General features: G+C 50.7%; 11 protein-coding genes. 3 read left to right on the top strand and 8 right to left on the bottom strand.

Annotation, left to right across the window (positions count from 1 at the left end; all coding sequences use genetic code 11):
• Positions 1–37 precede the first annotated feature (37 nt).
• Positions 38–1,051, top strand: a complete 1,014-nt coding sequence (locus SGBXF1_RS23510; protein ID WP_037421722.1) for a glycosyltransferase family 9 protein — start codon at positions 38–40, stop codon at positions 1,049–1,051.
• 32 nt (positions 1,052–1,083) lie between these two features.
• On the opposite strand, the gene SGBXF1_RS23505 is transcribed toward SGBXF1_RS23510, so the two are convergent.
• Genes SGBXF1_RS23505 through rfaQ form a run of 3 tightly spaced genes read right to left on the bottom strand, consistent with a single transcriptional unit; the run spans position 1,084 to position 4,390 of the window.
• Positions 1,084–2,181 (bottom strand): glycosyltransferase, encoded by a 1,098-nt coding sequence (locus tag SGBXF1_RS23505; RefSeq protein WP_037421719.1) that lies wholly within the window; start codon positions 2,179–2,181, stop codon positions 1,084–1,086.
• Positions 2,182–2,183: 2 nt separating this feature from the next.
• Positions 2,184–3,311 carry a glycosyltransferase family 4 protein gene (locus tag SGBXF1_RS23500; protein WP_037421716.1) on the bottom strand — a complete coding sequence of 376 codons (1,128 nt, stop codon included), beginning with the start codon at positions 3,309–3,311 and terminating at the stop codon, positions 2,184–2,186.
• Positions 3,308–4,390: a putative lipopolysaccharide heptosyltransferase III gene (rfaQ, locus tag SGBXF1_RS23495; protein WP_037421713.1), complete on the bottom strand. Its 1,083-nt coding sequence runs from the start codon at positions 4,388–4,390 to the stop codon at positions 3,308–3,310. Before rfaQ ends, SGBXF1_RS23500 begins: the two co-directional genes overlap by 4 nt.
• A 333-nt stretch (positions 4,391–4,723) precedes the next feature.
• Here rfaQ and SGBXF1_RS23490 point away from each other — a divergent pair, with 333 nt between their 5' ends.
• On the top strand, positions 4,724–5,680 hold the full coding sequence (locus SGBXF1_RS23490) for a polysaccharide deacetylase family protein (RefSeq protein ID WP_037421710.1): 957 nt from the start codon (positions 4,724–4,726) through the stop codon (positions 5,678–5,680).
• A 1-nt stretch (position 5,681) separates the two neighbouring features.
• Positions 5,682–6,785 carry a glycosyltransferase family 9 protein gene (locus SGBXF1_RS23485; RefSeq protein ID WP_037421707.1) on the top strand — a complete coding sequence of 368 codons (1,104 nt, stop codon included), beginning with the start codon at positions 5,682–5,684 and terminating at the stop codon, positions 6,783–6,785.
• Here the strand turns inward: SGBXF1_RS23485 and SGBXF1_RS23480 are convergent.
• From SGBXF1_RS23480 to rfaF, 5 genes are read right to left on the bottom strand one after another with little or no spacing between them, the layout of a single operon-like run.
• A complete protein-coding gene (locus tag SGBXF1_RS23480; RefSeq protein WP_186427623.1) occupies positions 6,782–7,765 on the bottom strand; it encodes a glycosyltransferase family 2 protein in 984 nt (327 codons plus the stop codon). The two genes, SGBXF1_RS23485 and SGBXF1_RS23480, sit on opposite strands and share 4 nt — an antisense overlap.
• Before the next feature lie 4 nt (positions 7,766–7,769).
• Positions 7,770–9,005 carry an O-antigen ligase family protein gene (locus SGBXF1_RS23475; protein ID WP_186427622.1) on the bottom strand — a complete coding sequence of 412 codons (1,236 nt, stop codon included), beginning with the start codon at positions 9,003–9,005 and terminating at the stop codon, positions 7,770–7,772.
• 22 nt (positions 9,006–9,027) lie between these two features.
• Positions 9,028–10,197 carry a glycosyltransferase family 4 protein gene (locus SGBXF1_RS23470; RefSeq protein ID WP_037421704.1) on the bottom strand — a complete coding sequence of 390 codons (1,170 nt, stop codon included), beginning with the start codon at positions 10,195–10,197 and terminating at the stop codon, positions 9,028–9,030.
• Entirely contained in the window at positions 10,194–11,159 is a 966-nt protein-coding gene (gene rfaC, locus SGBXF1_RS23465; RefSeq protein WP_186427621.1) for a lipopolysaccharide heptosyltransferase RfaC, read from the bottom strand. The genes SGBXF1_RS23470 and rfaC overlap by 4 nt, the downstream gene beginning before the upstream one ends.
• Positions 11,160–11,161: 2 nt before the next feature.
• On the bottom strand, positions 11,162–12,208 hold the full coding sequence (gene rfaF, locus SGBXF1_RS23460) for an ADP-heptose--LPS heptosyltransferase RfaF (RefSeq protein ID WP_037421700.1): 1,047 nt from the start codon (positions 12,206–12,208) through the stop codon (positions 11,162–11,164).

The following is a 12,208-nucleotide window of genomic DNA, read 5'->3' as shown; positions in this document are numbered from 1 at the left end:
CAGACAACAGGCGAGAGATTTCGCTGATAGGCTTGGAATGAAGAATATTTTAATTATTCGCCGTGACAATATTGGCGATCTTGTTTGTACTACCCCGCTAATCGAAGGGGTGAAAATTGCCTATCCGGACGCCAAACTTTATCTGTTAATCAATAAAGTCAGCCAGGATGTTGTTAAAAATAACCCGCATCTTGAAAAAGTATTCGTCTATAAAAAGGCAAAGCACAAGGCGAAGAATGAAACCACATTAGGGGTTTATTTTGAGCGGCTGATGATTTTTCTTAAACTGCGAAAGATAAAATTCGATGCGGCGATCTTGGCCAACCCTGTCCCCTGCAAGTACAGCCTGCGATTGGCAAAAATGGCAGGTGTCAGTAATATTATTGGTGCAGACTTAGGTACACCTGATATTCATCATCCTTTCCGCAAAGAAAATTTTAGTGGTAAGCACCAGGTAGAACACACCTACAGCTACCTCTCGGCCATTACTGAGCGGCATATTCCTATTCCCCCAGTACGGGTGTTTTTGACCCTCGAAGAGCGCCAACAGGCAGCGCAGCGTTTGCAAGAATATCTGCCATCCGTCGAGCGAGTTTGCGCTGTTCATATCAGCAGTCGTAGCCCTAAGCGACGTTGGCCTATAGAGCGCTATGCCGAAATTATCAACCGCTTACTTACTGATAAGAACACGGGCGTCTTGATTTTCTGGTCCCCACAGGGGACATTGACGCCGGATGATATTGGCGATCAAAAACGCGCAGAGCAGCTGTTGGCACTATGTCAAAATGAGCGTGTGGCGCTGTATCCAACCGCGTCAGTACGTGAATTACTGGCTGGCTTCGATTTATGCGACAGAGTGCTATGCAGCGACGGCGGACAAATGCATCTGGCTGCGGCGCTGAATAAAGACATGGTTGTGTTCTTTGGCGATACGGATAAAGAATCTTGGCACCCATGGTCTGGACGCTATCATATTCTACAAACTGAATCGGGCGACTGTATTGATGTACCCGTTGATGATGTCTGGGATAAAATACAGGCATTCAATTAATTAAAAATAAGGCAGGGTTTCCCCTGCCTTATTTATTTTTTTAGGCCAAGGTACTGTTGGCAAATAGGGATTAGCCCATAGCTCAATAGCTGGTCATGATTGATTTTTGGCGGTTTAGCGTAAATTTCCGCCATTTTTTCCGCCAATGATTTTTCATTGAGTTCCGCCAGTGCGTTATCCATTCCCGCTTTTTCCAGAATTTCCGTAGGCCCACCTGGACAGCGAGTGCTGACTACCGGTGTCCCACACAGCAGTGCTTCCACCAATACGTTGCCAAAGCCTTCACTGTCAGAGCTGAGCACTAGCAATGATGCCTGGCGAATAAACGGGTAGGGGTTAGCCTGGAAACCGAGGAAGAGTACGCGATCTGCGATGCCTAGTTGGCTCGCCAACTGTTTCGTTTCCGCTATGATGGCTTCGCTACCGGTCCCAATTAGGGCCAGAGGTGCCTGTATTCCCGATAGCGCATAGGCTTTCAACAAGCGGTCGTGTCGCTTGTGTGGGTGAAAGCGTCCGACGTGCACCAGATAATCTTTGCCCGCCAGTTCACAAGGTTCTGCAGCCTGTTGTTCGATGGCGGCAATATCAAACGGATTATTGATCACTGCTAACTGGCTTGGGCGGATCGGCAGGTTTTGCTGCAAATCGTTCCCCACTGCCTGTGAGACGGCAACAATATTTCTGCCGTGATAAACCGCGGCGATTTTCCGCTGTTTCAACCAACGATCCAGTCCCTTGCGGTGGCCTAAATAGGACGTCGACAGGATGCCATGAATGCAGAACCACAGGCGGTTCGATGATAGAAGTTTGCTGTGGCTGACGATACGATCGGTTTTATGCAGGTTGGAGAACACCAAATCATAGGCCCCCTGTTGGTGCTCATTATCGGTGATCGCCCGATCCAGAGCGGCAGCGCGGCGTGACAGTTCAGTCAGTTTGCGCCACGGCGAGCGACTGTGATCGGCGACGACCTGATAGTGAATACCGGAAGGGATCGGATAGTTACAGACATCACGCAATGAAATCAGGCTAACGTCATGGCCCATTTGCTGCATGCCCTGGCACAGTGTTAGCACCACTTTTTCCGCGCCGCCACCAGGCAGGCCGTCGATAATCATCAGAATACGCATAGTTAATCCAGCAGCCGGTTATAAAGGGATATCAGCTGTTCCGACAGGTGAGCCGGTGTGGCCGACATAATACGCAATCTTGCGGCTTCACCCATGGCGGAGCCTAAAGCCTGACGCGGTAACGCCGTGATCGCCTCGATCAGCGCGGGGACGTCAAGAGCATCAGTGACAAAGCCATTCTGTCCTTGGGTGATAAACTCAGCACCACCGCAGGTGGTACTGGTAATGACTGGTAAGCCGCAGGACATGGCTTCCAGAATCACGTTGGGGAACGGATCATACAGCGTGGGTAGCAACAACGCATCGGCAGCTTGATAGAACGGCAGTGTCTGTTTCTGTACGCCCATAAACCGTACGCGATCGCTGCAACCGAGTGACTGTGCCAGCGCTTGATAGCGTTTTTCTGCCTTGTCTTTACCGACCACCAGGAGATAGCTGCCGGTGGCTGCAACAGCACGGATGGCAGCGGCTAAGCCTTTGCGCTCAAAACCGGAGCCGACAAAAATCAGGCAATGTGCTTGTTGTGGGATCTGGTATTGCTGACGTAGTTGGCGGCGCAGTTCGGCATTGGCGGGCTGGAACTTTTGATTATCAATAGCGTTGTAGATCACCGTGATTTTATCGGCGGGTACGCCAAAATCATCGATGATTTCCTGTTTAATCATTTCGGCGTTGCAGATAACGGCTTTCAATTCTGGCGCGGCGTACATCGCGCGCTCTGCGCACATTACGTAACGGTGATAACGGTTTGAGAACAGCCATTTACGGCGCCATACTGGCAGCAAGCGGGCCCGTTGTAACAACCAGCGGCGGTGTACGCCATCGCCGGCGCGGTAAATATCACAGCCGGGAATGCGTTCATGGCTCTGCACCAGATCGAATTTTTCTTTTTGCCATAGTGATCTCGCTGCTTCGGCAAAGCCGCGCTCACGGCTAATACGGCCGAATTTCAGTGGATTGCACAGGTGGATGTGCCAATTTGGATTGGCGTCTCCCTGCCATTCACGAGTGATAACGTTCAGGTCGAGGTCTTGTTGTTCTAGTGCCTCGAGGGCGCGCGAGACGAAACGCTCAGCTCCACCGTCCGGGCGGTACTTTTGGCGAACGATCGCCAAACGAAATGCTTTCATACCAACGTGCTCCGCGCGGCTGCAATCACCGCGTCTGTAGGAATAAGGTCCAGATAACGTTCATCGGTGCCGGTATTGATGGCGTCCGGATCGGGCAAGGTGCCATAGTCTCCGGCCCATATCACACTGCCAATGACCTGCCACGGACGCCAGAACACCAGCTTGGAAGGGCCAAATAGCGCGATGCAGGGAGTCTGCAGCGCGGCGGCCATGTGCATAGGCACTGAATCTACGCCGATAAACAATTTGGCGTGATCGATCAGGGCGGCCAGTTGCCGCAATGTCAGTTGGCCGGCCAGTGAAATTACGCCCTGCGGCGGACAGAGCGCCAGAATACGCGCCACCATTTCTCGTTCTTTTGCGTCCGGCCCGGAGGTGATCACCAACTGATGGCCGTCAGCCTGTAATGCACTGATCGTGGCAGCCATTTTTTCTTCACTCCAACATTTGAAAAACCAGCGTGATGTCGGTTGTACCACGATAAAATCGCCGGTAATGCCCTGTTGTTGTAACAGTTGCTCGCAGGTTTTCCAGTCCTCGGGCGGGTAACTCATGGTCACCTGCTGGCTGAGGGTTGGCAGGCCTAACGGTTGTAACAACGACAGGTTTTGTTCAACGGTATGCAGGCGAGCATGATCATTAACCGACACCAAATGTGTATGGCAATGGCGCCATAAAAAGCCCTGCCGTTTGGGAAAATCGAACCCCAACCGGATGCGTGCCCCGGTCAATCGGGTGAGAAGGGCACTGCGCCACTGATCGGCCAGATTGACCACCAGATCGTAACGTTGATCCTTGAGCTGCCGGATCAGAGTAAGCTCATGGCTCAGATGCGCTTTAGTACCCTGTTTTTTCCACTGACGATCGATAACGAAAACATGCGACAGCGCGGGGTTGCTGGCCAACATATCCTGGGTTTCTTTATACAGCAGTACGTCGATCTGCGCCTGCGGGTAGTTTTGCCGCAGAGTATTGATGACCGGAGTTGTCAGCAACATGTCGCCGTGATGGCGAAGTTTAACGATCAGAATACGCTGTATCGAGGTATCAGGAGCTAGGGCTGGCGCGTCGTTCATCATGAGTCGCTTTCAGGGAAACCAATGTTTGATTCTAAATGACCCGATCGCATGTGGCTACTGTTGCACAGTTTTCTTGCTGTGAAGTGAAAAAATAACGCGAGAGGGAGACAAAAGGCCTTCAACGTTGTCCAAACCAGGCAGTAAAGTCGTTTGCCCTGGCGAAACGCCCTGCGTAACATGCATACCCTATGTATTTCAAGTTGCAGCCAGGCGGTCAGTGCACTCATTTTTGGTGCTGGCTGGCGTAAAAGGCTGGGGTGCATGCTGTTAGTCACGCTACAACTTGAAAGGCGACGGGTATAATGCATTTTGTTGATATCAGGTTCTCTATTTATGACTAAACCGGCGTTTCTCATCACCATTGATACCGAAGGCGATAATCTGTGGCAAAACCACGATCGCATTTCGACCGAAAACACGCGATTTTTGCCTCGCTTCCAGGCGTTGTGTGAGAAATATGGCTTTAAACCGGTGTACCTCACTAATTATGAAATGGCGGTAGATGCAGAATATGTCGAGTTTGCTCGCGATGTAATTGCACGTGGCTGTGGAGAAGTGGGTATGCATCTGCATGCCTGGAATAGTCCGCCGTTAACACCATTGACCGACGACGACTGGCGCCATAAACCCTATCTGATCGAGTATCCGGCCGATCAAGTCCGTGCGAAAGTCGATCATATGACCAAGCTGCTGGAAGATAGCTTCCAGACCAAGATGCTCAGCCATCGTGCCGGCCGTTGGGCGTTTAATGAATATTATGCTGCCTTGCTATTGGAATATGGCTATCAGGTAGATTGTTCGGTTACACCGCGTGTTAACTGGCAATATTCGCCGGGTAACCCGCAAGGCAATGGCGGCACCGACTACCGTCATTTTCCGTCACAGGCCTATTTTATCGATCCTGACAATATCGCCAGAGCGGGTTCTTCATCACTGCTGGAAGTACCGATGAGCATCCAGTATAAGCATTCGGCACTGATGAATACGCTAAAACAGGGCTACGATAGCCTGCGTGGTAAGCGGCGCTCGCCGTCTGTGAATTGGTTGCGGCCAAGCGGCGGCAATCTGGAGAAAATGAAGTCGGTGGCTGAGCGCTGTCTGGCTCAGGGGAATGACTACGTTGAATTTATGCTTCATTCTTCCGAGTTTATGCCAGGAGGGAGCCCGACCTTTAAAACGCAGCAGGATATTGAAGTGTTGTATCGTGATTTGGAGCAGCTGTTTGCCTGGTTGCAGCAACGTACGGTGGGCATGACGCTAGCCGAGTATTATCAACTTAAAGTGAACTGACATGTCGAAAAAATGGAAAATTAAGGTCGCAGATTGGTTTTTGCGACGCTATACCGCAAAGTCCAACCGCTTCCAGGACAAGGCAACTTTCGACAGTCAGCTGCAGTTTGACAACATCGTCATCTATTCCACTACGGCGCTGGGGGACTTTATGTTCAACACGCCTGCGCTGCGTGCGATGCGGGAACGCTACCCTGATGCGCATATTACTTTGGTGGTGCATAAAAAGAATCAGGAGTTGGTGGAGAACGGCCGCTACTATGATCGTGTGGTGTATTGGGACAGTAAAATTAAAACCATGCGCCCGCTGTTGAAGTCATTACGTGAACATCAACCAGATTTAGCGCTTATTCTGCATTCACATCTGCCGTATGACATTATCAGTGCCGTCTTATCCGGGGCCAAATACATTATCAGGGATAATTACAGTTCCGGTATTTGCGGGCTTGAACCTTGGTTAACCAATTACATCTTCCATTACTACGGCCATTTTATTCGCCGTAAGCTGGAGCTGATTTCTATCCTGGGTTGTCGCAGCGATGATCCTACTATGGAAATTCCAGCGCCTTACCAGCCGGGTGTAAAAAGCAGTGAGTACTGTACGATTGGGTTTCAGTTGGGAGCCTCTACAGAGTCACGATGCTGGCCAGTCTCACATTTTGTTCAGCTTGCCGACGAGCTGGTGGCTAAGCAAGCCAATGTGCGTATTGTTTTGATTGGTGGGCCTTTTGATGAGGGGAAAGCACAACAATTCCTGAATCAAGCCAATCCTGAAACCCGAGCTTGCGTGGACAATCGGATAGGGAAAACGGGATTGCAGGCGTTGTTGACGTTGATTGACAGTTTCCACGTTCTGATCACCGGCGATACTGGACCACTGCATCTGGCGGTCGCGTTGAAGGTAAAAACCATCAGCCTGTTTGTTACTGCCGACTCACGTTCTACAGGGCCTATTCAGGATCTGGAACTTCATCGAATTATTCAGGTATCTCGCACTGGCTATACCATGCCACTTGAGGCGGAAAGCCCAATGGGGGTGATCCAGCCGCAACGTATTTACGCCGAAGTGGTGGATCATCTGTCGTTAGATAAAGCGCGCGTTTAGCGCTTTTTCAATCGCCAGCGGATTTTTGACAGCCAGCTATCTATTGGTGCGAATTGCATTTGGCGGATTTTTTTACGTGGTACATCACTACTGCGGCATACGTCAGCAAGGCGTCGAAAACTATGCAACGCCTCAGGCTGGTAATAGTAGTAGCCGTACAATACTTTCGACATGCTTTTCACCTCAGAGAAACAGTTGGCAAGCATTAGCGCTGCCAACTGCCGCAACGGTTCATCCCCCGGATGCTGATCAATAAAAAGCAGCATCTTGTCGATAGCAAACAGCATATCTTCAATGTCTTTGGCTTTGACATTACGGGTGATCCCGTGGCTGTTGTCCCGATAAAAATAAAGCACGTGATCGAGATGAGCAATTTTCTGGGTTTTGAAATACTGGAAAGGAGTGAATATCACGTCTTCATAACGCCTACCGTTTTCAAATGACTCTCCCTCAAGCAGGCTCCGCCTGTAGACCCGACTCCAGAGGTGCCACATCGAGTTGGCAAACAAAGGGGTGAGACAGGCCAGGCCGTGATGAGCAAAATCATAAAGGCTACGGTGTGTGGTCGTAGCGGCGGGTTGCATTGGTGGAACGTCGGTAAACTTCTGGTAATTAAAATCGATCAGGTCATCCTCATCGGCAATCAGCAGTGGGCGCAGGATGCTCAGATAGTCATTACTCAGTAAGTCATCACCATCAAGAAAGGTAATATAGCGTCCTTGAGCGTGATGCAGCCCGACGTTGCGGGCATTGGCGATGCCACCATTTTTTTGCGAGATAAAAGTTACATGCGGATGCTGCTGTTTGCCCAGAAGTTGGCGGACTCGTTCTGCGGAATCATCCGTTGAGCCGTCATCAATGATGACCACTTCAATATCATCACCAATCTGGTTGAACAGCGAGCTCAGGCTGGCGACCACGAAATCTTCGTTATTGTAAAATGGCACAATAAAGCTGAGCAGGTACGGTGACGAATGCATGGTTTTAATCCTGCGCTGGTGGTGTTTTCTTCACTGAAAGGACACTGGCTATAATCGCCAAACAGAATATGGCAGTGCCTTCGGTGCTGAAGAAGATAACGTCGCTGAGTCCGTAAACAAATAGACTGAATGTCACTCCCAGCAGTAATGCATTACGGTAGGGTTTAAGTGAAGAGACAAACAAGCCAATGTAGAGCGCCAGTAAAAACAGCGCACCCCAAACTCCTTTGAGTGAGTAGGTCTCTAGCAGTTCGTTATGCATATGCACATTGATATAAGGCATGACTCCGGACAGATGGGGTTCGTGCGCGACAATTGCACGGATTTCTGCCCCGCGTTGTTCTGCTGATTGCCCCAGTGGCGCTGCTGAGCCGGTGCGTATTGCAATAATCTGCATAGAGACTCTGGAAATAATAGAATTTTCAGTCTCAGGTTGGTTAATTAGGCGAAGATCCGTCTGAAATGCCGCAATACGTTCTTCTATCTGTGATTTGAAAACAAAACCGCTGGCGAGTAATAGCAGTGGTACTAAAGCGACCAACAGTATCTTATGCTTATGGGAAATCAGATTCTTCGTCGCCAATATCGACAGAGCAACCGCAACCGGATAAACCAGCATTGCCGCTCGCGTTCCAGTGAGCACCAGTGTGGAGAAGGTGAACAAGAAGCCGATAATATACAATGGGATGCGGTATTTAGTCCGTAGCATTAGTATCGCCTGCATCATCACCAAATTGATGGCGGTAATCAGATAAGCGGCAACAGTCGCGCGGTCAAAATTGATTTCGATACGTGGAATGTCTAGCCACAGTCCCTGATAAAGCGAGTAGCCATTGACGGCAATACCGGTTGCCAGCGCAACGACAATAAATGCGCGTTGCATACAAAGACGTTCATTTAAGGCAATCAACAGAATAAATGCGGTAGCAATCTGCAATTTACCGGTCGACATATAGGAACGGTAAATGTTGATGTAATCACCTGGCTGTTTGAAGTACTTCATCCAGAAAATAGTTGCCATCCCGACGCAGAAAAACAGCACTGGCAGGATCAAATTGCGCTTATTTTTAAAGAAATACCTCAAGTTCAGGCAAACGGCAATGAAGGAGATATAGCTGGATATATAGAAAATATTGCGTCCAGTGTCGGAGCCGAAGGGGATAGTGCAAAAAGCGATAGCGCATCCCAGATAAATGAGGTAACTGAAGGCGGGGTGTGGTGTTGTTTCTCTTAGTAGCATGGGGCTTGGTTTCCGGCTCACATTACGGTTGGGCAATAAATGATTTCAGTGCGTCATCAAACTCAGTTTTGAACAAAGCATAGCTGAAATGTTCGATGGGATAGCGCTGTGCATGTCGGCTCATATTTTGATAGGTTGCAGGATCCATCAGCCTTTCAACGGCATCCGCGCATTCCAGGTGCGACAACAGTTTCGGCGTAACCAGCGCATCGCTAACCGGGTCGTAAACCTGGTGAGGGAAATCTACCTTAATGCCTGTCAGACGTTGATGTTCTTCAATTGTCACTGAAGGCGTCAGCCCGATGCCGCATTGTCCGTCTTTGATAACCTCTGGCTGACCATCAACCTGCGGGAAAATTACCGGTACGCCAAAATACAGGGATTCCATGCAGGATAAGCCGAAGGGTTCGGTGATAGGCGAGCTCATGTAAATGTGCGTGCGGTTGAAAAAGTCAGCGACGTTATCCTGAAAACCACTAAAGGTGACGCGATCACCCAATTCAAGTTTTTCAGCCAACATTTCAAACTCAGACCGATCCGGGCCCTTACCCGCTATTTCCAAAGTAACATCATGTCCACGACGCAACAGCTCCTGCATCATTAGCAATGAAACACTAATGCCTTTCAGGCTCACCAGTCGTGATGCCGTGCCGATCTTGACTGGGCTGCTGAGCGGTTTGAGAGTGTCGTTGATACCGGAGGGGGTTTTCAGCCGGTTTATGACGACATGATTTGGACAGGGTAAGTTAAACCGCAGGGCCATAACGCGTTTAGAGGCGTAGGACGCAGAGATGCAACCGTCCAGCATCGCCAGAAAACGTAATGTTTTATGGTTTTTCGGATAGCGCCATGAACAGCCGTGATCGTAATACACCAGTTTGCCGCGTTTAGGTTTAGCAGCCAGGCCCGGTATCAGGTCCCAAACGATCAACACGTCGGCGTTGGCCCGCTCGATTTTTCTTTTCAGCAGGTACTTGCGCAAAAATTGTGGGCAGCGTAGCGGTAGCGCGTTGAACAGTCGATTTGCAAAGGTCACTTTCTGGCCAGGCATTTGACGGCGGATCTCTTCACCTATCTCACTGCTGATACAAATCACCTCGTTACTGCCGTCGGTTGTGTCATTGATATACTGCAGGAACAGGCGTTCAACACCGCCCATTTTCCCTAAATTGATAATATGCAGCTTTTTCATCCAATAACCTTTTGCAACTCGTCCCAGACTGAATCGGCGCTGAGGGTCGCCATGCTTTTTTCTGGAGAAATCAGGGAATATTGATTCTGCCCATAGCCGCCAATCAAGCCTGGATCTGTGGGCCCAAACAGCGTGATGTTCGGCCTGTCGAGTGCGGCGGTCAGGTGACTGAGGCCGGTATCGACCGAGACCACGCCTTTTGCGCCAGCCAGCACTTCGGCAACCTGCTGCAGACTAAGCTTTGGCAAAACTTCAACGTGCGGGAAGCCTTCCGCCATACGCAGTGCGCGCTGACGTTCGTGCTCTGCACCCCATGGCAGTTTAATCTTTAATCCGCTCGGAGCGGTTAACGCAATCAGATCACGCCAATGAGATTCCGGCCAGTGTTTATCATCGCGGGTAGTGGCGTGTAAAAACACCAGATACTGTCCTACATCAGCGGGGAGATGGGTGAGAAAGCGGGCAGCAATGGCGTAGTCACCCTTGTTGTCCGGTTTTTCGTAGCCCAGGCTTTTGGCGAACAACTCACGCGTACGCTCTACAGCATGTTGTTGTTTGTCGATGTCATGACGATGGTTGTAGAACCAACTGGCGAATGGCTCGCGGGCACTTTTACTATCTTGGCCATGCTTGCTGCCTTTGGCGATGCGAGTGATCAGCGCCGCGCTTTTGATTAGCCCTTGGGCGTCTATCACTACATCGTAGTCGCGCTCTTGCACCACACGTTTGAAGTCACAACGCTGCTGGCGGGTTTCACTGCCAAACCAATTTTTGCGCCAACGGCGGATTGCCACCGGGATCACGCGGTCCACTGCTGGGTGCCAGGTGGGAATTTGGCTGAAACCTTCTTCCACCACCCAGTCAAAACGGATGCCGGGAATGGCCTGCATGGCATCTGTCAGCGCCGGTAGCGTATGGAGTACATCCCCCATGGAGGAGGTTTTTACAATCAACACCTGCATGCTTATTCCTCGCTGGCGGCAAGTAACGGCGTCAGCGCGTCCAACACCTGCTGTGGCTGTATATCGATCAGGCTTTGATGGTAACCCTGATCGGCATCGCCTTTGCGTATCTTATGGTAACCACTGATTAAGCGGATCACTTTGGCCTTGTCGGACAGTGGTGGAGTAAAGTCTGGGCTACTTGGGCCATACAAGGCGATCAGCGGTTTGTTCAACGCGGCTGCAACGTGCATCAGGCCGGAATCATTGCTGACTACAGCCGAACAGGAAGCCAGCAGAATCACCGCTTGCTCAAGCTGGGTTTCACCGGCTAAGTTCATGCAAAAACCGCGGGCATCGTCATCCAGTGCCGTGCGAATTTGCTCGCCTGCCTCATTATCTTTGGCAGAGCCAAACAGGGCGATTTGATAGCCTTGGTCGATCAGCTTCTGCGCCAGCGCGGCGTAATGGTAGTGTGGCCAGCGTTTGGCTGGGCCAAATTCGGCGCCTGGGCAAAAACCGATAATCGGTCGATGATCGGTCAGATTGAAGGCGGCAGTGGTTTCAGCAATTTCTTCGTCGCTCACCTGCAGTTGCGGCCACAGCAATGGTGTAGGCAGATCATCTGCGCGTTGAATACGTTGTTTGTCGTAAGCCAGCGCGACGTAACGTTGCACCATCAGCGGGAAAGCCGCTTTGTCCAGCAGGCGAATATCATTCAGCAAGCCATAGCGCATTTCTCCGCGCCAGCCGGTGCGCTGCGGCACATTGGCAAAGAATGGCACGAGTGCGGATTTGAATGAATTCGGTAAGACATAAGCGCGATCGTAACCGTTGGCGCGCAGGGCATGCCCCAAGCGCCGACGTTCACCAAGAGCCAGAGCACCGTGGCCCAATGGCATCGACAATGCTTGATTGACCTCTGGCATGCGTGCCAGCAATGGACGGCACCAGGCTGGTGCCATCACATCGATTTCTGCCGTCGGGTACTCGGCCTTCAGGGTGCGGTAGAGACTTTGCGACATCATCATATCGCCAACCCACGAAGGGCCGATAACCAGTATTTTCAT

This window comes from Serratia grimesii (genome assembly GCF_900186025.1).
In the GTDB taxonomy this organism is placed as follows: domain Bacteria; phylum Pseudomonadota; class Gammaproteobacteria; order Enterobacterales; family Enterobacteriaceae; genus Serratia; species Serratia grimesii.
This window is presented reverse-complemented; position numbering and strand designations above follow the sequence as displayed.